Source organism: Streptomyces sp. NPDC107559, from assembly GCF_055657365.1.
The window spans coordinates 701,962-723,404 of sequence record NZ_JBVKBD010000002.1; the positions used below are offsets into that span (position 1 = coordinate 701,962).

Annotated in this window: 20 protein-coding genes; 11 read left to right on the plus strand and 9 right to left on the minus strand. The window is 69.9% G+C overall.

Going from position 1 to position 21,443, the window contains the following annotated elements:
• Positions 1 to 155: 155 nt before the first annotated feature.
• The 7 genes from ACZ7OY_RS09590 to argC all read right to left on the minus strand — a co-directional run bounded on the left by ACZ7OY_RS09590 (position 156) and on the right by argC (position 7,936).
• The gene (locus tag ACZ7OY_RS09590; protein ID WP_471910868.1) at positions 156 to 1,565 is read right to left on the minus strand and encodes a SidA/IucD/PvdA family monooxygenase; all 1,410 of its coding nucleotides are present in this window, start codon (positions 1,563 to 1,565) and stop codon (positions 156 to 158) included.
• Positions 1,566 to 1,844: 279 nt separating this feature from the next.
• The gene (locus tag ACZ7OY_RS09595) at positions 1,845 to 2,432 is read right to left on the minus strand and encodes a helix-turn-helix transcriptional regulator (protein ID WP_471910869.1); all 588 of its coding nucleotides are present in this window, start codon (positions 2,430 to 2,432) and stop codon (positions 1,845 to 1,847) included.
• Between the two features lie 182 nt (positions 2,433 to 2,614).
• Positions 2,615 to 3,679, minus strand: coding sequence for a ParB/RepB/Spo0J family partition protein (locus ACZ7OY_RS09600; RefSeq protein ID WP_471910870.1), 1,065 nt, complete (start codon positions 3,677 to 3,679; stop codon positions 2,615 to 2,617).
• 334 nt (positions 3,680 to 4,013) lie between these two features.
• Complete coding sequence (locus ACZ7OY_RS09605) at positions 4,014 to 5,348, minus strand: sulfate adenylyltransferase subunit 1 (RefSeq protein WP_471910871.1); 1,335 nt, start codon at positions 5,346 to 5,348, stop codon at positions 4,014 to 4,016.
• A gap of 2 nt (positions 5,349 to 5,350) precedes the next feature.
• Complete coding sequence (cysD, locus tag ACZ7OY_RS09610) at positions 5,351 to 6,238, minus strand: sulfate adenylyltransferase subunit CysD (RefSeq protein WP_351614481.1); 888 nt, start codon at positions 6,236 to 6,238, stop codon at positions 5,351 to 5,353.
• 71 nt (positions 6,239 to 6,309) lie between these two features.
• A complete protein-coding gene (gene cysC / locus ACZ7OY_RS09615; protein WP_471910872.1) occupies positions 6,310 to 6,873 on the minus strand; it encodes an adenylyl-sulfate kinase in 564 nt (187 codons plus the stop codon).
• A gap of 31 nt (positions 6,874 to 6,904) precedes the next feature.
• Positions 6,905 to 7,936, minus strand: coding sequence for an N-acetyl-gamma-glutamyl-phosphate reductase (gene argC, locus ACZ7OY_RS09620; RefSeq protein WP_471910873.1), 1,032 nt, complete (start codon positions 7,934 to 7,936; stop codon positions 6,905 to 6,907).
• A gap of 288 nt (positions 7,937 to 8,224) precedes the next feature.
• Between argC and ACZ7OY_RS09625 the strand changes: the two genes are divergently transcribed.
• From ACZ7OY_RS09625 to ACZ7OY_RS09655, 7 genes are all read left to right on the plus strand, one after another.
• Entirely contained in the window at positions 8,225 to 9,562 is a 1,338-nt protein-coding gene (locus ACZ7OY_RS09625; RefSeq protein ID WP_471910874.1) for an MFS transporter, read from the plus strand.
• Between the two features lie 151 nt (positions 9,563 to 9,713).
• The gene (locus tag ACZ7OY_RS09630) at positions 9,714 to 10,904 is read left to right on the plus strand and encodes an ATP-grasp domain-containing protein (protein ID WP_471910875.1); all 1,191 of its coding nucleotides are present in this window, start codon (positions 9,714 to 9,716) and stop codon (positions 10,902 to 10,904) included.
• Between the two features lie 47 nt (positions 10,905 to 10,951).
• Positions 10,952 to 11,632 (plus strand): 2OG-Fe dioxygenase family protein, encoded by a 681-nt coding sequence (locus tag ACZ7OY_RS09635; protein ID WP_471910876.1) that lies wholly within the window; start codon positions 10,952 to 10,954, stop codon positions 11,630 to 11,632.
• Between the two features lie 545 nt (positions 11,633 to 12,177).
• Positions 12,178 to 12,351, plus strand: a complete 174-nt coding sequence (locus tag ACZ7OY_RS09640; protein ID WP_234426526.1) for a lysine biosynthesis protein LysW — start codon at positions 12,178 to 12,180, stop codon at positions 12,349 to 12,351.
• Between the two features lie 110 nt (positions 12,352 to 12,461).
• Positions 12,462 to 13,349 (plus strand): [LysW]-aminoadipate kinase, encoded by an 888-nt coding sequence (locus tag ACZ7OY_RS09645; protein WP_471910877.1) that lies wholly within the window; start codon positions 12,462 to 12,464, stop codon positions 13,347 to 13,349.
• Positions 13,350 to 13,355: 6 nt separating this feature from the next.
• Positions 13,356 to 14,627 carry an ATP-grasp domain-containing protein gene (locus ACZ7OY_RS09650; protein ID WP_471910878.1) on the plus strand — a complete coding sequence of 424 codons (1,272 nt, stop codon included), beginning with the start codon at positions 13,356 to 13,358 and terminating at the stop codon, positions 14,625 to 14,627.
• Entirely contained in the window at positions 14,624 to 15,943 is a 1,320-nt protein-coding gene (locus tag ACZ7OY_RS09655) for an MFS transporter (RefSeq protein WP_471910879.1), read from the plus strand. Before ACZ7OY_RS09650 ends, ACZ7OY_RS09655 begins: the two co-directional genes overlap by 4 nt.
• Positions 15,944 to 16,189: 246 nt before the next feature.
• Here the strand turns inward: ACZ7OY_RS09655 and ACZ7OY_RS09660 are convergent, their stop codons facing one another.
• Together ACZ7OY_RS09660 and rocD are read right to left on the minus strand one after the other, a co-directional pair.
• Positions 16,190 to 16,948 carry an SDR family NAD(P)-dependent oxidoreductase gene (locus ACZ7OY_RS09660; protein ID WP_471910880.1) on the minus strand — a complete coding sequence of 253 codons (759 nt, stop codon included), beginning with the start codon at positions 16,946 to 16,948 and terminating at the stop codon, positions 16,190 to 16,192.
• A 53-nt stretch (positions 16,949 to 17,001) separates the two neighbouring features.
• Positions 17,002 to 18,204: an ornithine--oxo-acid transaminase gene (gene rocD / locus ACZ7OY_RS09665; protein WP_471910881.1), complete on the minus strand. Its 1,203-nt coding sequence runs from the start codon at positions 18,202 to 18,204 to the stop codon at positions 17,002 to 17,004.
• Positions 18,205 to 18,592: 388 nt separating this feature from the next.
• On the opposite strand from rocD, the gene ACZ7OY_RS09670 reads away from it, so the two are divergent.
• The 4 genes from ACZ7OY_RS09670 to ACZ7OY_RS09685 all read left to right on the plus strand — a co-directional run bounded on the left by ACZ7OY_RS09670 (position 18,593) and on the right by ACZ7OY_RS09685 (position 21,326).
• Entirely contained in the window at positions 18,593 to 19,459 is an 867-nt protein-coding gene (locus tag ACZ7OY_RS09670) for a diiron oxygenase (RefSeq protein ID WP_471910882.1), read from the plus strand.
• An 11-nt stretch (positions 19,460 to 19,470) separates the two neighbouring features.
• Positions 19,471 to 20,295: an aminoacyl--tRNA ligase-related protein gene (locus ACZ7OY_RS09675; RefSeq protein ID WP_471910883.1), complete on the plus strand. Its 825-nt coding sequence runs from the start codon at positions 19,471 to 19,473 to the stop codon at positions 20,293 to 20,295.
• Between the two features lie 12 nt (positions 20,296 to 20,307).
• The gene (locus ACZ7OY_RS09680; RefSeq protein WP_351615591.1) at positions 20,308 to 20,538 is read left to right on the plus strand and encodes an acyl carrier protein; all 231 of its coding nucleotides are present in this window, start codon (positions 20,308 to 20,310) and stop codon (positions 20,536 to 20,538) included.
• Positions 20,539 to 20,615: 77 nt separating this feature from the next.
• A complete protein-coding gene (locus ACZ7OY_RS09685) occupies positions 20,616 to 21,326 on the plus strand; it encodes a 4'-phosphopantetheinyl transferase family protein (RefSeq protein ID WP_471910884.1) in 711 nt (236 codons plus the stop codon).
• The last annotated feature ends 117 nt before the right edge of the window (positions 21,327 to 21,443 follow it).

Sequence of the window (21,443 nt, forward strand, 5' to 3'; positions counted from 1 at the left end):
GAAATCCGGAGGTGTCAGCCGAGGGCCACGGAGGTGGATTCGATGAACTCGTGGATGCGGGCAGCGCCCATCGCAACGACAGCCATCAGTCACACCTCCCGGATCACGCTCGGCCGGCCACGGCGGCCGGCGGCCGCCTCGGAACGAGGGAAACCCTAGCCGTGTGTCCCACCGGAGGGCCACCTCTTTTCTTCGTGGCGGAATCCCGCCTCGGGTGAAGGGCACGGCCGCCGGGTCCGCGCGGGCGGCGGGGGCTGCTTGCAGATGTCGGTGAAGATCTGCCGGGAACGGAACGGCAGCAGCGACAGAAGGGTGTCGCCGAGGCCGAACAGGTGCTCGCCGTAACCCTGGACGTAGAGTCCGGCCGCCAGCTCGGCGGTGGTGCTCACCCGGTGGTCCGACAGCACGAGCTCGTCGCCCTCGGTCTTCAGGAACGGCACCAGTTGACCGAAGATCGACTCGTCCAGGGCCCTGATGTACCCGGTGGCCAGCACCACCCCGTCGCACAGGACGTCCCCCTCGGCCCCGCTGCGCCGGTCGACGATCTCGACCTGCGGACCGGTCTCGCCCTCCCGCACGGCGGTGACCTTGGTCGCCGGATGAGTGATCAGCCGGCGGGTGCCGCGGACCTCGTCGTCGTACACCAGCCGGTAGAGATCGTCGAGGAAACCGGCCTCGACCACGCCGTAGTTCGAGTTGCGCAGTTCCGCCCGTAACGCGGCCCGCTCCGAACTCGGCCTGGTGTAGAACGAGTTCGCGTACCCCTCGAAGAACTGCTCGTTGACGAAGGGGCTGTTGTCGGTCGCCCGCAGTGTCTCGCCGGACAGGAACAGGTGCACCCGGCTGTTCGGATACCCGCGCATCAGGTACGCCGCGATCTCACCGGCGCTCTGTCCGTCACCCGCGACCCCGAACTCGTACGAACGCGACCGGTCGGCGAAGTGGTCGGGGAAACGCGGCAGGAAGTCGCTGGAATGAATCACGGCCGGACCGGCGCAGACGCCTCCGATCGGCAGCCGGGGCCGGCCGCCGGCGGCGTGCACGACGTTGGCCGCGTAGCAGACGGTCGTACGTCCGGACCTGACGTCGCGCGCCTCCACGCGGAGCAGCCGGTGCGCGTCCTCGCCCGGCCGCCGGACCGGCGACACCCTGATGACCTCGGCGTGGTAGCGGACCTGGTCGGCGAAGAACCCCGCGACCCATTGCAGATAGTCCTGGTACTCCAGCCTGGTCGGCCGCAACTCGCCCAGGTTGACGAACTGTTCGAGACGGCCCTTGGCCTTGGTGTACTGGAGGAAGGTGTACGGGCTGGCGGGGTTGCGCAGCGAGACCAGATCCTTCAGGAACGAGATCTGCATCCGGGAGCCCTCGATCAGCATCCCGGGGTGCCAGCGCAGTTGCGGGCTGCGTTCGAAGAACAGACAGGTCCGTTCGCTGTCCAGCTCCTCGGCCGCGATGGCGAGTGCGAGGTTCGACGGCCCGAAGCCCACGCCGACCAGATCGTACGGATTGTCCTCGGTACCCAGCTCCGTGGTCCGCGCGTCGGACGTCGAAGCATTCGTCACAGCAGCACCTCACAGCATCGAAGTTCACTCCTCGGGACAGCGCACCCACGACCGGCCCGGACCTCGGTCGTTCGCGTTCAACTGTCCGGGTCCGTCAGTCGAACGGCGCTCCCGGGACGTGTGCCCCTGCCGGTCACGGACAACGGCGACCCTAACGGCGGTCCCGAAAGGCGTGCTGTCACGGGAAGAAGGGACAGGGCGGCTGTACGGCGCCTGGGTACGGTCGGCGGCATGGACCTGTTCGTGGACACCCGCGCACCTGCTCGGCGACGCCGGTCTTCAGCGGGTGATCGACGTGATGTCCGGCGGCCTCGGCTGACGGGTCTCGGGGCCCAGGGCGACTCGTGTCAGTTCGGCCTTGTTGCCCGCCCCGAGCTTCGCGCGGATGCGCTTCACATAGGTCTCCACCGTGTGCGGGCTGATCCCCAGGCGTTTCGCGATCTGGCCATGGGTCAGCCCGCTGGAGATCTCGAACAGCACCTGCCGCTCCCGCTCCGAGAGGTCGCGGCAGTCGGCCGCGTCCGGTCCGGGCGCCACCGCCCGGACCAGGGCGACGAGGCGGTCCATGGGCTCCCGCTTGCCGATCACGCGGTTGGCGCCGGATTCGAGGTACGCCGCGCAGTCGGCCGCCGTCGCCGTGCCGTTCAGCAGCAGGACCACGGTGAGCTGGGCCATTTCCGCGATGCGTAACAGGTCGCGGTCCGGGCACAGCAGGTCGGTGTCGATCAGGACCGCGTCGGCGGACCACAGGATGTCCCGGTCGGACAGGGTGGCCGCCGGCGTCGCCGTGAGACCGGCGGCCTCCAGAGCCTGGACGAGGTCCGCGAGATGCTCCGGTGAGCTGACGAGAACTTTGACGCGCGTCACGGTAGCCCCTTCGATCGAACCGATTCTTCGGAAACCCGGGGTCGGAAACCCGAGGCCGGGATCCCTGCGCCGGAATCACGAGGTCGGAAACCCGAGGTCGGAAACCCAAGGTCGGAATCACGAGGTCGGAAAACCAAGGTCGGAATCACGAGGTCGGAATCACGAGGTCGGAAAACCAGCGGTCAGGATCCCGACTTCAGGATCCTGTCCTCGAGGTGCCGCTGGACCTCCTGCCAGGTGGCGCTGTTGTGCTGCGCCAGCCGCGCCATGATCCGCAGCGAGTGCGGGGGCAGGCTGGCCATGTGCTCCCGCCACTCGTCCAGCGCGGCCGTGTGGCCGTGCAGCCAGCGCAGCAGCGCACGCCCGCCGTCGGTGAACCGGATCGAGGGATCGCTCTTCATCTCGAAGAGCGCCTTCCGCCAGTCCCGGCCCGACGTGTCGTGGTCCTGCCCGTCCTGCCCGTCCTGCCGGTCCTGTCCGTCCTGCCCGTCCCGCCGTTGCTGCTGCTCCTGCCGTTCCTCCCGGTCCCGCCCGCCTCCCCGCCCGGGCGTACCGGCCCGCTCCGGACGGGCCGGGCCGGGGCGCTCCGGGACCAGGTGTTCGCCGTTGCGCAGCCGCCGGCGGACGTCCAGCGCCGTGGCCGGGGAGACCCCCGCGGCCACGGCGATCTCGCGGATGGGGGCATCGGGCCGCTGTGCCAGCAGATCGCCCGCCCGCAGCCGGCCCGCGCTGGCGTCCAGCGGTCGGACCCTGCCGTCCCGTCCCACCCGAGCCGTCGCGTCCGCCCGTCCGGATCCCTCGGCCGAGCGCCGGCGGATGGCCCCGACCGTGGTGGCCGACAGACCCGTCACCGAGGCGACCTTCCGGTCCGACCACTGGGGACGCGCGTGCACGATCCGGGCCGCCGCCGCGGTCCGGTCGGCCTGCGACAAGGGCAGCCCGTGCGCGATGTTCGTCTCCACCGCGACGATGAACGCGTCCTCGTCGTCACCGTCGTGGAACCGGACCAGGATGTCGCGCTGGCCGCGGAGTCTGGCCGCGCGCAGCCGGTGCATTCCGTCTATCACGCGCCGGGTCGGCACGTGCACGACGATCGGCGGCAGCACCGTCTCGGACAGCGCCAGGACCTGGATGTGTTCCGCGCTCTCCCCGGCCAGTCTCGGCGAGTCCGCCGGAAGCAGGGACGCGATCGGCACCCACTCCTCGCCGTCGTGGCGTCCGTCGTCGGCTTCCTCTTCGTTCGACACCCCCGTGTCCTTTCCTCGGCACGTCGCTGCGCAAGGACTCCGCTACTCAGGTGGTGCGGCCTTCGGGATCCGCGGCCCGGCGACCGGCCGGGGACACGACGGGCGGCGACCCGTGCGGTGGTGGGCCGTGGAGGACGGCACCGGGCAGGGGTCGCCGGGCGATCTGGAACGCGTCACCGGTGAACGTCGAGGCCGCCCTCGCGGGCATCAGGAACAGTCGACTCGAACATGCCGTGTGTCTCCCCCGATTCGGCAGCACCAGGCCGGTATCGAGCAGAATACTGATCTTCCTCCAGATATGGCAGGCTCACCTCAAGTATGGCTTGAATCCGCGTCAATATCCGGCCGGGCCCTGTCCTGTCCCGGTTCCCGCGTCGATCATCCCGGCGGCGAGCGTCGTCCCGTCCTGCGGGTCGACGAGCAGGAACGAACCCGTGCGCCTGTTCTCCCGGTAGTCGTCGACGGCGAGCGGCTCGGCGGTGCGAATCCGTACACCGCCGATCTCGTTGACGGACAGACCGTCCTCGCAGGGCAGCCGACGGGCGTCGGTGACGTCCGTCCGGTAGTCGATCCGCTCCACCATCGCCCGGACCGTGCGGGTGGTGTGCTTGAGCAGCACCCGCTGTCGCGGCCGCAGCGGGCGATCGTGCAGATGGCACACGCTGGCGGTGATGTGCCGCAGCAGCTGTGGAGCGGGGCCCGCGCTCAGCAGGTCGCCCCGGGAGATGTCGATCTCGTCGGCGAGCCGGACGGCCACCGACTGCGGTGCCCGGGCCCTGTCGGTCTCCCTGCCGAGCACGCTGAGGCCGACGACCGTACTGGTCTGCCCGGACGGTTGTACGACGACGCGGTCGCCGACCTCGATGACGCCGGAGACGAGTTGCCCGGCCGGCCAGCGCTCCACCACCTGCCGGTGCTGCGAGGGGTGGCGGATCACGTACTGCACCGGCAGGCGCAGCGGCCTGCCGACCGGGTCCGCTCCGACCGGCACGTTCTCCAGATGGGACAGCAGTGTGTCGCCTTCGTACCAGTCCATCCTGGTCGAGGGTTCGACCACGTTGTCGCCGGTCAGCGCGGACATCGGGATGGCGGTGACGTCCGCGATCCCCAACTCCCGCGCCCGCCGGGCGAACTCGTCCGCGATCGCGGTGAAGGCGGACTCCCGGTAGTCGACGGTGTCCATCTTGTTGACGGCCAGCACGACGTGCGGCACCCGCAGCAGTGCCGCGATCGCGCCGTGCCGCATCGTCTGCGCGACCACGCCGTTGCGCGCGTCGACCAGGATCACCGCCAGGTCGGCGGTGGAGGCGCCGGTGACCATGTTGCGCGTGTACTGCACATGGCCGGGGGTGTCGGCGAGGATGAACCGGCGTGCGGGCGTCGCGAAGTAGCGGTAGGCCACGTCTATCGTGATGCCCTGTTCCCGTTCGGCCCGCAGGCCGTCGGTGAGCAGAGCCAGGTCGGGGCCGTCCTGACCCCGCCTGCGGGACACCTCCTCGATGGCCGTCGCCTGGTCGGCGAGCACTGACTTGGTGTCGTAGAGGAGCCGTCCGACCAGGGTGGACTTGCCGTCGTCGACCGACCCGCAGGTGGCCAGCCGCAACAGGCTCCCCTGGGGCCGGCCGGTGGAGCACGTCTGAACTGCCGCTTCCGCGACGCCTGCTGACATGTCTAGAAGTACCCTTCTCGCTTGCGGTCCTCCATGGCTGCCTCGGACAGCCGGTCGTCGGCCCTGCTCGCGCCGCGCTCGGTCACCCGGCTCGCGGCGATCTCCGCGATCACCTCGCCCACCGTCGAGGCGGACGAGTCGATCGCGCCGGTGCAGGACATGTCGCCGACCGTGCGGTACCGGACCCGGCGCTCGCACAGGGACTCGTCGTCCCGGGGGCCGCCCCAGTCGCCGGGCGCCAGCCACATGCCGTCGCGCCGGAACACCTTGCGCCAGTGCGCGAAGTAGATCTGCGGCAGTTCGATGCCTTCCTGCTCGATGTACTGCCAGACGTCGAGCTCGGTCCAGTTCGACAGCGGGAAGACCCGGAAGTGCTCGCCGGGCCGGTGATGGCCGTTGTAGAGCTGCCACAGCTCGGGCCGCTGCCTGCGCGGCTCCCAGGCGCCGAACTCGTCCCGCAGGCTGAACACCCGTTCCTTGGCGCGCGCCTTCTCCTCGTCGCGCCGCCCGCCGCCGAACACGGCGCCGAAGCGGCCGTCGCCGATGGCGTCCAGCAGGGGAACGGTCTGGAGCGGATTGCGGGTGCCGTCCGGCCGCTCCTGGAGCGTTCCGTCGTCGATGTACGACTGCACGGACGCCACGTGGAGCCGGAGGGCGTGCCGCTCGACGACGCGGTCGCGGTAGGCGATCACCTCGGGGAAGTTGTGGCCGGTGTCCACGTGCAGCAGGGAGAACGGCAGTGGCGCCGGGGCGAACGCCTTGAGCGCCACGTGCAGCATGACGATCGAGTCCTTGCCACCGGAGAACAGCAGCGTCGACCGGTCGAACTCCCCCGCCACCTCGCGGAAGATGTGGGCCGCCTCGGCCTCCAGGGTCTCCAGGTGCGTCAGCGGGGGCGCCGTCCGCGGCCGCGGGCCGAGGCGTCCGGGAAGGCCGGCGGGCGCGACCTGCGCCGGGGCGGTCACGCCAGCCCCCGGGCCGTGAGCAGCGCGCGCACCTGACGGACCGACTCGTCGACCGTCTGGTGCTGGGTGTGGACCCTCAGATCGGGGTCGACCGGAATCTCGTAGGGGTCGTCCGCGCCGGTGAGACCGCTGAGTTCGCCTGCCGCCTGCCTGGCGTAGAGGCTCTTGACGTCCCGGTCGGCGCAGATCTCCACCGGGGTCGCCACATGCACCTCGACATAGGGGACCCGGCGGTCCGCGTGCAGGTCGCGCACCGCGGCGCGGGACAGCGCGTAGGGGGCGATGACCGGCACCAGCACGGTGACGCCGTGCCCGGCGAGCAGCCCGGCCACGTAGCCGATCCGCCGTACGTTGGTGTCCCTGTCCTCCTTCGAGAATCCCAGTTCCGCGGAGAGCGCGGCACGGACCTCGTCACCGTCGAGCACCTGGACCCGGTGTCCACCGGAGCGCAGGTGCTCGGCGAGACCCACCGCGATGGTGGTCTTGCCCGCGCTCGGCAGGCCGGTCAGCCAGACCGTGCCGCCCTCCCACTCGGCTGGTGTGTCATTCGGTGCGCTCATGTGCGGATCTCCCATTCGTTTCGGCCGGGGTTCACAGCGGGTGCAGTCCGGGGAAGCCCAGGCCGAGGTTCTCGGGCCGGCCCATGCGGATGTTGAGGCACTGGAGGGCGTTGCCCGCGCCGCCCTTGACCAGGTTGTCCAGGGCGGCGATCGTGGTCAGCCGGCCGCTGTCCTCGTCGACCGCGTAGCCGACGTCGCAGTAGTTGGAGCCCAGGAGGATCTTCGGGTCGGGGTAGCGGAAGGTGCCGCGCTGGTGCGCGACGACCCGGACAAAGGACTCATCGGCGTACTGCTCGCGAAAGGCGCGGCGCACGGTCTGCTTGTCCACACCGGGGCGCAGCGTGGCGTGGCAGATGGTCTGGACCCCGCGGACCGCCTCGACACCGGTGGCGGTCATCGCGGCGGACAGGCCCAGATGCCGTGAGATCTCGGCCTCGTGGCGGTGCCCGGTGGGTGCGAACACCCGCATGGAACCGCTGCGTTCGGCGTGCAGGTTGGCCGGACCGGCCATGGCCCCCGAGCCGCTGGAGCCGGTACGGGCGTCGAACTGGGCCCCTTGCTCCAGGTCGATCAGATCCCGGGCCACCAGGGGGTACAGGGCGAGTACGCCGGCCGTGGCCATGCACCCGGGAACACTGACCAGGTCCGCGGTGCGCAGCCGGTCGCGGTGGAGTTCGGGAAGGCCGGGCACGAACTCGCCCAGCAGATGCGGGGCGAGATGCTCCTCGCCGTAGTAGCGCCTGAAGACCTCGGTGTCGTCGAGACGGAAGTCCCCGGTCAGGTCGAACACGAACTTGGACCGCTGCGTCCAGTGGTCGATCTGGGTCATCGCCACCCGGTGCGGCAGCGTCAGGAACACCGCGTCGCACTCTTCGACCTCGTCCGCCGAACAGAACGTCAGATCGGTGGCGGACCGCAGATTCGGATGCACCCCGTCGACCCGCTTCCCCGGGAAACGGGACGAGACCGCGCCCACCACCTCGACCTCGGGATGGCCCAGCAGCAGCCGCAGCAACTCCCCGCCGATATATCCGGCCGCACCGGCCACCGCCACCCGTATCACGACCGTATCCCCCTCGCTGCAATGCGCCGACGCGTCATCACGACTCCTTTCCGGTCGAACCGACGACCCATGCGGAGAAAACTACAAACCCAGATGTCCCACCCGCGTCCGCGACGAACACAGCTTCCAGGAGTCGTCCGAATTAGATTCCCGTCCCACGACTAAGCATCTCGATTACCCGACGTGAGCGCCGTGCGTGCCAGTCTTGCAATCGGCCCCTATGCGTCGAGGAGTTCAGTGCGGCGTTCCCGGCGCCGCCATCACCTCACCGAGAGAGAGACGGATCAGATGAGGGTCACCCAGAACCCTGACTTCCGGCGGCTGCGGGCCGCGCAGGGCGTCAGTCAGATAGGCAGCCAGATCGGTTTCCTGGCGCTGCCCCTCGCCGCCCTCCAGGTGCTGCACGCCAGTGTGTTCGAAGTCAGCGTGCTCACCGCCGCGCAGATCGTGCCCTTCCTGCTGATCGGTCTGCCCGCCGGGGTGTGGGTGGACCGGATGCGCCGACGGCCCGTCCTGATCAGCACCGACCTCTTCCGTGGGGTGCTGCTGCTCACCGTCCCGCTGGCCTACGCGCTGGACGTGCTCTCCCTGGGCCAGCTCTACGTGGTCGCGTTCGGGCAGGGTGTCGCCACCGTGTTCTTCGACGTCGCCTACCAGTCGTATCTGCCGGACGTCGTCGAGGACGATCAACTGACCGAGGGCAACGCGCAGTTGGAGCTGGCCCGGTCGGCGTCGCAGCTGATCGGACCCAGCGCGGGCGGCTGGCTGATCTCGGCATTGAGGGCCCCGGTCGCGCTGGGCGCCGACGCCCTGTCCTTCCTGTTCTCCGCGTTCATGGTGTCGCGCATCCCTGCCGAGCGGGAGAAGCCGGTGGTGAAGGACGGCAACCGGCCGACCTGGTCGGTGCTGTGGAAGGAGGTCGGCGAGGGACTGACCTTTGTACGCCACCACCGCCTGCTGGCGCCGCTGGCCGGGGTCGGGGGGCTGCTGAACTTCTCCTACGGCATGGTCGCGGCCATCTTCACCACCTACGCGGTGCGTGAACTGGGCTTCTCCGCCGGCAAACTGGGCACCCTGATGGCGATCGGTTCGCTGGGCGTCGTCGTGGGGGCCGTCGTGGTCCGCAGGCTGTCACAGCGCCTGGGCACCGGACCGAGCATCGTGCTGGGTGCGCTCCTCAACGGCGTCGGCCCCCTGTTCACCCCCGCCGCGCCCGCCTCGTCCCCCGAAGTGGTCATCGCCTGCGGCCTGTTCCTCCAGTCGTTCGGCGTGGTGCTCTTCAACGTGAACCAGGTCAGCCTGCGCCAGAGCATCACCCCGCGAGCGCTCATGGGCCGTATGACCGCCACGATCCGGTTCGTCATGTGGGGCACGCTGCCTGTCGGATCGCTGTGCGCCGGTGCGCTCGCCTCGAACATCGGTCTGCACCGGGCCCTGTGGGTGTCGGCGTCGGTCGGCGCCCTGGCCTTCCTCGGGGCGCTGTTCTCCGGCGTCCGCACCGTGGGCACGAGGGAGGTTCCGCTGCCGGCCCCGGCGGCGGACACCGAGACCGCCGGCCCCGCGACTGCCGGCACCGAGACCGCCGACGAAGCCGCGGAACAGTACGACCGCGCCGCCGCCAGGTGAGTTCGCGGCCGGCGCATTCACGAGCGTATTGACCCGGCTCTCCCGCCGTGGGGTACCTCGATCACCACAAAGCTTCCCTGGTTCCACCATTTCTGCTGACTGGCGCCCTTTCTCGACGCCAGACCTGGATGTGCGATCTGGAGGCCCATACGTGAAATCCGTACTCATCCTCTCCAAGTGGAATGCCGGCGCGGTGGTCCCTGCCGCCGACCAGTTACGGTCCCGCGGAATCCGGTCGGTACTGATATCCGAGATTCCGGACACCCGTCACCGCGACTCCTGCGACGACCACGTCGTGGTGGACTGGGACAGCGAGGACCTGCCCGCGCTCATCGCCCGGCTCGACGAGCGCGGCATCGTCCCTCTCGCGGTCGTCAACCTGATCGAACCGCTGCTCCCCTGGCAGGGCGGCCTGGCCGCGCACTACGGCCTTCCGGGCGCCGGCGTCGGCCTCGATGTGCTGGCCAGCAAGGTGCTGGTCCGGGAGCGCATGCGAGACCTGGGGCTGTCCACCATCGGCTTCTGCGAGAAGCCGGCGGAGGTGGATTTCTTCCCCGCCATCGTCAAGCCCTCGCGTGAGTCGACGGCCTCGCGGCTGGTTCGCCGGGTGGACGGCCCGGCCGAGCTCCTCGCCTACGAGCGCCACCTGGCGGAGCGCGGCTTCGGCGACACGGAAATGATCATCGAGGAGTATCTGCCCGGAGTCGAGTTCTCCGTGGACGGACCCGTCGTGGACGGCCGCTTCCATCCGGTCCTGGCGGTCGAGAAACCCGATCACGACGAGGTCAGGCACCACGACGCGGGGCTTCGGGTCCATCCTCCGCAGCAGGATCACGTACGGGCCGGCGTGCCCGTCCTGACCACGATGCTCGACGCGTTCTGCGCCGATCTCCGCCTCGACCAGCTCTGGCTGCACGTCGAGGGCCGGGCCGACGAGAACGGCCGGACGGAGCTGGTGGAGATCAATCCCCGGTTCGGCGGCGGCATGTATCCGACGGCGATACAGGAGATCAGCGGGATCGACCCGGTGGAGGCGATCGTCTCCATGGCACTGGGCGAGTTCACGCTGCAACGCCCGGGTCCGCCACGCGACCGGACGGTCATCGGGTGGGTCGACGTGGAGGCCGACGCGCTGGGCCGGGTGGAGATCGGCGCCACGGAGGAGGACCTGTGCGCGCTCCCGGGCGTCATCAAGGCGGTGGTCGTCGACGGCTACCGGGTGACCGACCTGGAGCAGGAGAACTACTTTCTCCGTTTCGCGCTCACCGCAGACTCGGTGAGTGAATTGCGCGCTCGCGCGTCGGACGTCCTGAGTGCCGTGGGCGAATGGCGCGTCGTATGAGACTCGGCGGCTCGCGTTTCTGTCCCCGACCGGAGGAGAACAAGGGAATGGATCGGCTGAAGTTCACACTCGGCAATGCGCGCGACGACCTGCTGCGGGACGGCGACGACTGGGACAAGTTCAGCCGGTTCTGGGAGGACCTGCCGCTGGACCCGTACATGGGAGACGGTGGCACCTATCGCCGCCGTAAGCACTCCCTCGTCTCGTACACCGTCGCCGACGGCACCGTCGCCTCGATCGGCCAGGACGGTTTCCTCCAGAGCAAGGAGATAAACCGTCTGAACGGCGGCATCGTGCGGCGCTTCGAACCGGCCGACCAGGCGCTGCTGGACACCTCCGTGTTCCGCCGGCTGCTGGCCCATTTCGTCGCCCGCATCGAACGGAGCACGCCCGAAGGTGTACCGGTGCCCGCGGTGCGCCGGATCAACGTCCATCAGCACCGCATCGTCGCCACCGAGCGGGAAGCCGGGAATCCGACCCCGGAGGGGATCCACCGGGACGGTGTCGAGCACATCGTCATGATGCTGATCGCGCGCAGGGACGTCACCGGCGGAGTCAGCACGCTCTACGACAACACCAGGTCACCGGTACTGACCCACACCCTGAAGGACCCCGGGGACTACATATTCCTGGACGACCGCACGGCGATGCACTCCGTGTCCCCGGTGCGGGTGGCCCCGGCGGCCGCGGAGGGGTACCGCGACATGTTCTTCCTGGAGTTCTGCTGACGGGCGGGAGCCTCCGAGGCGGCCTCACCCGGCCGGACTCCGCTCGCATAGCGGGACAGCACGGCCTGGGCGTCCTCGCCCCGGAGCGCCGACAGCAGCTCGGACACCTGCTCCCGGCCGCGCACGACGTTGACCGTGCGGCACTGCCGGGTGATCAGGACGGCTCCCTCGTGGAGCTGCTGGTAGCCGAAGAGGCGTGCGGTACGCATGGTTCTCCGATCGATGAGGGCCGGGGGTCATCGGCTCGAAAGGCCGACAACGGCCGTCCTGCCACGTGGAACACGCTACGCGCCGACCGGCACCGCGGGCGTCCTCAGCAAATTCAATGACGGAGCCGCACCGCGTTGATGCGGGGCTTTTTCGGCTACGCATTCCGATTGCCGGGGTAAGCGGGGCGCTTATCCGCAAGAGGAGAGGGTCGACGTGACGCGTACCCGCGAATGCGTTCACCGGGGACGCACCTGACGTCGACCCGACCGTACCGTCTTTCCCGACGTGACAGACCGGCGGTCCGCCCCGGAAAACCGATGGAAAGGAAACACCGCATGCCCACCATGCAGGCCTGTCCCGAATGCGAGGACGAGGTGCAGATCAGCCAATCGGCGCGGCTCAACGAGATCATCGACTGCGCGGGCTGCCGCAGCGAACTGGAGATCGTGGCGCTGAGCCCGATGGTGCTCGCCCGCGCGCCCGAGGTCGAGGAGGACTGGGGAGAGTAGCGGCCGCGAGCGGCCACGCGCGATTCACCGGGGCCCGACCGCGGCCCGCGTAGCGACGGTCGGCCCGCCCCGCCCCGTATCCATCCGATTCCCGGCGAACTGGAGACACTGTGACCACCAGACCGCTCATGGTCATCAAGTGCGGCGGCAATCCGTCCGTCGACGCCGCGGGCATCTGCGCCGACGTCGCCAGGCTCGCCGGCGAAGGAAACTCGATCGTCCTCGTGCACGGCGGTTCCGGGGAGATCGCACGACTGGCCGGGCGACTGGGTGTCCCGCAACGCACCCTCGTCGCCCCGGACCAGGTGTCCACCCGGTACACCGACCCGGCCACCCTGGAGGTGGTCGTCCTCGCGCTGGCCGGCGGGGTCAAGCCGAGGATCGTCGCGGAGCTGTCCCGGCTCGGGGTGCCCGCGGTCGGTCTCACCGGCCTGGACGGCGGCATGCTGCGCGCCCGCCGCAAGTCCGTCGTGCGCTCCGTCGTGGACGGCCGCACGACCCTGGTCCGGGACAATCTCAGCGGCCGGCTCGGCGAGGTGCGTACCGAACTCGCCGAATCCCTGCTGCGCTCAGGCTTCGTGCCGGTGGTCTCGCCGCCCGCGCTCGACGAGCACGGTCAGGCGGTGAACGTCGACGCCGACCGGGTCGCCGCCGCGCTCGCGGCGGCACTCGGCGCGGAGCGGCTGGTGCTGCTGACCGGCGCACCGGGAGTGCTCGCCGACCCTTCCGACGAGACGAGCGTGCTGAACACCTACGAGGTACCCGCGTCCGGCGCGCCCGGCGGGGGCATCGGCGGTGGCATGGCGCTCAAGCTTGTCGCGGCACGCGAGGCGCTGTCCGGCGGAGTGCCGTCGGTCCGCATCGCCGACGGCCGGGTGGCGGATCCGGTCAGCCGGGCCCTGGCCGGATCCGGCACCGCCGTGACGATCGGTCCGCCGTCCGGTCACCGGCTCGCCCCAACCCTTCCGCCCGTGGTGTCCACCTCCCAGGGAAAGTAGTTGACCATGCCAAGCAGTTCCCCGGCGCCCGTCAAGCGCGTCGCGTTCGTCGACGCGTACGCGATGGGACGCCTCCTTCTGCCCGTCATGAACCGGCTCGGCATAGAGAGCGTGCACGTCGAGTCGCCGCATCCCGATGTCCACCTGGTCCGACTGCCGTTCCCCGAAGGCTTCGTGGCCAGGGTGCGCCACGACGGTGATGTCGCGGCCACCGCCGCCGCGCTGCGCGAGCTCGGGGTCGACCGGGTGATCTCCTCCGGGGAGTCGGGCGTCGAGCTGACCGACCGGCTCGCCGCCGAACTCGGCACGCCCGGCAACGGGATGAGCCGGCCGGCGTCCCGCCGCAACAAGTACGACATGGTCCTGGCCCTGCGCGACGCGGGGGTCGAGTCCGCGGCCACGATCGTCTCGGCCGACGCCGAAGAGATCGTCAAGTGGGCCGAGGAGAGCGTGGGTTACCCGGTCGTCCTGAAGCCGGTCGCCAGCTGCGGCACCGACAACGTCGTGGCGTGTGCGTCCGCGGACCAGATCCGCGCCGTCCACGAAAAGATCATGACCAGTCCGGACCGGACCGGCCTGCCCAACACGACCGTCCTGGCACAGGAGTTCCTGGACGGGGACGAGTACTTCGTCAACGCGGTCAGCCGGGACGGCAGGCACCACACCGCCGAGATCTGGCGCTACCACAAGACACGGCTGCCCGGCGGCAACATCATCTACGACTACAACGAGCCGCTGGCGCCGGACGATCCGCAGGCCAAGCAGGTCGAGGCCTATGCCCACCAGGTGCTCGACGCCCTGGAGGTCCGCAACTGGGCCAGCCACACCGAGGTCATGCTGACCGCCGAAGGACCGGTGCTCGTCGAGTGCGCCGCACGCTTCGGCGGAGGGCAGGTTCCGGAGATCGCCAGCCGCTGCCTGGGCACCAACCAGATCGAGCTCGTGGGCCTGTCCGTCGTGGACCCCGACGCGTTCGACCTGCTGCCCACCACCGCGTACCGGTTGCTGGAACGTCTGCGGTACGTGCATCTCGTCAACCCGAACGATCACGGCGTGGCCCCGTCCGACGAGGCGATGGCCGCCGTCCGCGCGCTCCCGTCCTACGTCCACGCCGTCACGACGCGCCCGGCCGGGGAACCGCTGCCCCGCACGGTCGACGTCGCGACCCAGCCGGGGTACGTGATCCTCATCTCCGAGGACCCGGAACAGCTCGACGCGGACTACCGCCGGCTCCGGGAGATCGAACGCGACCACCTCTACGCCGACCCGGCGTCGTGAGCACGGAGACGGCGGACCGGGCACGCGGCAACGAGCCGCGGTTCCGTGACACCCTGCGCGGTCTGCCCCGCCGGGTCTGGATCATCAGTCTCGGCAACCTGATCCTCCAGGCCGGCAGCTTCCTGCCGGTGTTCATCGTGCTCTACGTGACCCAGCACGGTCATTCCGCCGGGGCCGCGGGGCTCGTGCTGGGCGCGTCCGGACTGGGCCGGGTCCTCGGCAACGTCATCGGCGGCCATCTCACCGACACCATCGGCCGGCGCTGGGCCATCCTGCTGTCCGTCGTGGCCACCTCGGGGCTGACGGCCTCCGTGCCGTTCCTCGGACCGCTCCCGACGATCATCGCCGTGGTCGGTCTCATCGGGCTGGTGTCGCAGATCTACCGGCCGGCCATGGCGGCGGTGCTGATCGACTCCGTGTCGTCCGCCCAGCAGCGGCTCGCCGCCTTCGGGGTGCTCCGGTTCGCCCAGAACATCGGCTCCACCCTGGGCGGTGTGCTCGGCGGCGTGCTGGCGAGCATCTCCTATGCGGGACTCTTCCTGGTGGAGGGCGGGGCGCTGCTGCTGTTCGGCGTGATCGTGGCCGTGCTGCTGCGCGACGCGCCGCAGCCGCGGTCCGGCTCCGACGCCGCACGGACAGGGGCGGAGCCGGCGGTCGGCTACCGGCAGGTGCTCGCCGACCGGGTCCTGGTGCGGTTCCTGCTGATGACCGTGTTCTCCATGTTCGCCTACATCCAGACCGCCGTCGGCCTGCCCCTGCACATCGACGACGTGGGGCTGAGCGCGCGTGACTTCGGTCTTCTCATGGGGCTCAACGGTCTGCTGGTGGTACTGCTGGAGCTGCCCATCACCAGTGTGATCTCCCGGTACCGGCCGGAGCACGTCCTGGCCTTCGCCAACCTGCTCACGTGCGGCGGTCTGGCGCTGTCCGGGTTCACCGCCGGGATGGCCCTGCTGGCGGCGACGGTGGTGGTCTGGACGTTCGGCGAGATGGCGTACTCCTCCGTCGTCCAGGCCCATCTGGCGAGTCTGACCCCGCCGGGGATGGTCGGTCGCTACCAGGGGCTGTACGGCGCCGCCTACGCGCTCGGCACGGGCGCCGGACCGGTCATCGGCGCCGCCGTGTACGCGATCGGCCCGTGGGTGCTGTGGACCGTGGTCGGTGTGCTGGGCGTGGTGTGCGCCCAGCTCAGTCTGGGGCTGCGCGGCCCCGACGCGGTGACCGGGGAAACGGTCTCCGAGCCCGGCGAACCGGTACCCGAGCCGGGCGAACCGGTCACCGAGCCGGGCGGCGCACCACCCGGTGCCACGGCCTGACGAAGGATCTGCGCCGAAGCCGGGGACACCGTCTGACGGAGGGCCCGCGCCCTCGGCCGGGGTCGGCCTGCCGACCCCGGCTTCGGCCTGCCCGGAACACCGGGGCGCGGGCACAGGCGCCGCACGCCATCCGGTCGTTGCCGTGGTTCCGTGGGCCCACGAAAGAAGCCGCCGCGGGCCGCAGGGAAGCTCCCCTGCGGCCCGCGGCGGCGTGTTCCGGCCCGGCCCGCCGGCCTGTGCCTGCGCCTACGCCTGGGCCCGGGGCCGCAGCCGCAGGCCGTGCATGCCGTTGTCCACGGCGAGCACCGTACCCACCGAGGCACTCGACAACGGGCTCGCCAGGTAGGCGATCGCGCCCGCCACCTCGTCGGCCGACACCAGACGTCCCGTGGGCTGGAACGCGTCGAGCGCGGCCCGGGCGGCCGCCGGGTCCGCCGTCCGCTCCAGCGACCTGCCGATCCAGGGGGTGTCCGCGGAGCCGGGGGCGACGCAGTTGACCCGGATGCCCTCGCGGACGTGGTCGGCCGCCATGGCCAGGGTCAGCGCGTACACCGCCCCCTTGCTGGTCGAGTACAGCGCCCGCTGCTCCACCCCGGCCCAGGCCACGATCGAGCAGGTGTTGACGATCGACGCGGCGGGCGAGCGACGCAGGTGCGGTATCGCGTGCCGGGCGACCCTGACCATCCCGACCACGTTGACGTCCAGGACGCGCAGCCACTCGTCGTCGCCGTTCGCGGTGACGTCGCCCACCGCGCCGATCCCGGCGTTGTTCACCACGACGTCCAGCCTGCCGAACCGCTCGACGACGGCGTCGACGGCGGCCTTGACCTGGACGTCGTCGGTGACGTCGACCTGGACGCCCATGATGTCGTCCGGAAGCCCCTCGGGCTTCAGGTCGAGCGCGGCGACCCTGGCTCCCCTGCTGCTGAGCAGATTCGCCGTGGCCAGACCGATCCCCGACGCACCGCCGGTGACGATCGCGACCAGTCCTGCGAAGTCACTCATGAATTCCCTCCAGTCCACTCGAAGGTCACGCCGGCCCGCTGCGGCGGTCCGGTTCAGGCCAGCACGTCGGCGATCATGTCGACGCCGAGGTCGATCTCCTCGTGGGTGACGACCAGCGGGGGCGCCACCCGGAGGTGTCCCTTGGCCTCCTTGCACAGCAGGCCGCGCTCGGCCAGCGCCTCGGTCACCCGGCGCCCGGCCACCCGCTCCTCGCTGAGCTGCACCCCGGCCCACAGGCCACGCCCACGGACCTCGGTCACGCCGTCCAGTTCGCGCAGGCGGGAGTGCAGGTGCGCGCCGAGTTCGCGGGAGCGCTCCTGGAACTCCCCGGTGGCCAGCAGTCGCACGGTGGCGCGGCCGACCGCGCACGCCAGCGGGTTGCCGCCGAAGGTCGAGCCGTGGTCGCCGGGCGTGATCACGCCGAGGACGTCGGCGCGGCCGATCACCGCGGACAGCGGCAGGAGTCCGCCGCTCAGGCTCTTGCCCAGGGTGGTCATGTCCGCACGGACACCCTCGTGGTCCAGCGCCAGGGTCGTGCCGGCCCGGGCCAGTCCGCACTGGACCTCGTCGGCGACGAACAGCGTGTCGGTCTCGTCGCAGAGTTCACGGACCTCGGCGAGATATCCCTTCGGCGGGACGACCACGCCGGCCTCGCCCTGGATCGGCTCCAGCAGGACCGCCGCCGTGTTCTCGTTGACCGCCGAACGCAGCGCCTCGATGTCGCCGAACGGCACCACCTTGAAGCCGGGCGTGAACGGGCCGAATCCGGCCTGGTGGTTGGGGTGCGTGGAGAACGAGACGATGGTCGTGGTGCGGCCGTGGAAGTTCGCGCCCGCGACGATGATCTCGGCGGCTCCGTCCGGCACGCCCTTGACCTGGTAGGCCCACTTCCTGGCGATCTTCACCGCCGTGTCGACAGCCTCGCCGCCGGAGTTGGAGGGCAGGACCATCTCGGCGCCCGTCAGCTCGGCCAGTTCACGGCAGAACGGCCCGTAGTGATCGTGGTGGAACGCACGGGTGCTCAGCGTCAGCCGGTCGAGCTGTGCCTTCGCCGCGGCAATGAGGTCGGGGTGCTGGTGGCCGAAGTTGAGCGCGGAGTAGCCCCCGTGGAAATCGAGGTAGCGCCGGCCTTCCAGATCGTTCACCCAGGCGCCTTCCCCATGGGTGAGCACCACGGGGAACGGCACGTAGTCATGGGCTCCCCAGCGCGCGGCGAGGTCCATGTGGTCCTGAGCGGAGAGAGCGTCCACAGTCATGGCGATACTCCTTTCACCGGCTCCCTGGCGGGGCGGCTTTCGTCGAAAATCTGTGCCATCCAGGGAAACTACGAACCCTCCCCCGCCGCACGCGTCCGCGACAAACGCACCGCGACTACGCGCTCTGCTTACCCGCGTCGAATCCATGGTGTCCGGCAGGGTGCCCGGCCGCGCCGGAGCGGGCCGCTTCCCGTCGCGGTAATCAAGGCGTTGAGCCGCGGATGAGCAAAGTCAGCGCGATGTGTCCCCGCGAATGAAATTGTCGCGGACGCCCACGCCGCCGACGCGGCCGTACGGTCCTTCTCGGCGCGGCAGACCGGTCGTGTCGGCCCATCAATCAATGGTCCTGTTCAATCAATGGTCCTGTTACGGAGGGCACGTGTCAGCGGTGTCGACGATCGAATGGACGGAAGAATTCGCCCGGGCTGTACGCAGACTCATCGACGTCTCCGTCGACGACTACTACAACCCGTACCGGACCTTCGAGTGGCCCGAATCCATCACGCCGGAAGGCCTGTGGATGAGCCGGGAGCTGCTGTCCGTCCACGGCACCGCCGCGGAGCAGGAGCTCAGTCACGAACAGCTCGTGGAGCTCTCGCGCTGGGAGAGCGTCAACCTCTACAGCCTGATCGCCCACGGGATCAGGGAGCTGCTCATCGAGGTGATGCGCCGCATCCACACGCCCGGTTACGAGATCCCCACGCCGTACTTCCACCACTTCATCGGCGAAGAGAACGAGCACATGTGGTTCTTCGCCGAATTCTGCCTGCGCTATGCCGGCCGCATCTATCCGGACCGACGGATGGTGTTCCCGACGGATGAGCGCGCGCCGGAGATGAACAACTTCATCGTCTTCAGCCAGATCCTCATCTTCGAGCAGATCGGCGACTACTTCAACGCCCACATGGCGGCCGACGAGAAGCTCCCGGAGACCGTGCGAGCGGTCAACCGGATCCACCACCGCGACGAGTCCCGGCACATCGCCTTCGGCGGCAAGCTCGTGAAGGCGCTCTTCGAAGAGGTCCGCCGGACGCACTCCGCCGAGGAGGTCGAAGAGGTCGGAAACTATCTGCGCGGCTACATCGACCTGATCATCCAGATGCTGTACAGCCGCGACGCCTACCAGGACGCCGGTATCGCGAATCCCACGCGATTCCGCGCCTCCGTCATGGCCGATCCGGCGAGGGCGGCGATCAACGCCCGCATCATCGAACGCACCAACAACTTCTACCGACGCATCGGCCTGTTCCACTGACGGGAGATCTCATGCCGACGTTTGTCGCACCTGGAATCGCGGTCCTCGAATCCGAGGAGGCCGCCCTGTTCGACGCTCTCGAGGCCCGCTTCCAGGACATCGCTCGCGCGCTGGGGGCCCGGCCGGTGGCCGGCCCGGCCCTGCTCCCCGAGGAGGACCTGGCACGCCTCGACTTCTTCCGCAACTTCCCCCACCTCGCCCTGCCCGTGACCACGCTCACGGAGCAGGCCCGTGAGGAACTGGCGCGTGGCGAGGCCACGACCCCGTCCTCCGGGCACCCCCCGGTCCCGACCGGCTGCTGCCTGCCCACGGCGACCTGTTACGGCCTGCTGGTGTCGCGGCAGCGGCGGGAGATCGAGACCCCCGAGGTCATCACGGCGATCGGGCGCTGCTTCAGGAACGAGGACCACTACGACGGCCTGCGGCGGCTGCGTGCCTTCCATATGCGCGAAGCGCTCTACATCGGCAGCCAGGAAGGTGTGGTGGACCATCTGAGCCGGTCCACCGAGCTCGTCCTGGGCCTGGCCGACCGGCTCGGGGTCAAGATGCGCAAGGAGCCCGCGACCGATCCGTTCTACCTCGGTGACGGCGCGCGGTCGATCCTCAACCAGCTGGACCCGGTGAAGTTCGAGTTCGTGTCGGACGACGGCACCGCCATCGCGTCCGTCAACCGCCACCGCAACTTCTTCGGCGAGCGCCTGGACATCTCCTTCGGGGGCGAGCCCGCGTACAGCGGGTGTCTGGCGTTCGGTGTGGAGCGCTGGGTCCATGCGCTCCTCCAGATGCACGGCGACGCCCGGCGGGCGCTCGTCGCAGTCAACGAATCGGCAGTCTAGGAAGGTGTGAACATGGAGGAAATCGTCAGCTGGATCCGGTCCAAGAACCCGGATCTGGACGCGGAGATCACCGGCGACACCGATCTCATCGAGTCCCGGCTCATCGCGTCGGTCTCGTTCCTGGAGTTCATCGGTCTTCTGGAGGAACTCACCGGCAGGCAGATCGACGTCACCTCGCTGAGCGTGGCCGACTTCCGCACCATCGACCGGATCAACGAGAACTTCTTCGCGCCGGTGGCCTGAACCACCGGCCCGGACGAGAGAAACGGAGGAGCGCCGTGAACGGTGTGCCGGAAAGGCCGGCCGGTGCGCTCCTCGGCGTGACCGACGTCTGGTACATCGACGTCGACCAGGTGCCCCGGTCGCTCGCCGTACTCCTGGACGGGCGCGACCGGGCCCGCCGTCGGCGGATCCTGCGCGAGGCGGACCGCGATCGCGCGCTCGCCGCCTGGGTGCTGGCGCGGCTCGTGCTCGGCGAGCGGCTGGGCCGGGATCCGGCGCTGCTGCGCTTCGACCGGACCTGCGCCCACTGCGGTGACCCGGGACACGGGAAACCGGTCGTCGAGTCCGCCGGGCCGGGTCTGGACTTCTCGCTCTCGCACGCCGGAGGGCTCGCCGTGGTCGCCGTCTCGGACCGGACCGTCGGCGTCGACATCGAGGACACCACGGCCGGGGTGCGGCCCCTGGACGCGGCGCTGACGGAGCGGGAACGCGCGGCCTGCCCCGACTACGCCGGCTTCGTACGGCTGTGGACGCGCAAGGAGGCCGTGCTCAAGGCCTCCGGCAAGGGCCTCGACATCCATCCGGGACGCATCGAGGTCCTCGGCGGCACGCTGCGTGCGCTGCCCGCGGAACTCGGCCGCCCGGAGGACTACACGCTCCGGGACGTCCCGCTGCCCGCCCCCTACGTGGGGGCGCTCGCGCTGCTCGGTCCCGATTCCGCTCCCCGCGTCCGCAACGGCGCGGAACTCGTCGGGAATGCGGCGCGGTTGTTCTCGTCGTCGCTCCCGGACAGCCGGATCCGCGCATAGTCCACGGACAGCGGTCCGCCGGCGAATTCTTCGCGTGGTTCCACGAAAACACCGCGGGCCGCAGGGAAAATCCCATTCCCTGCGGCCCGCGGTGGTGTCCGCCTGTTTCAGGTCCCC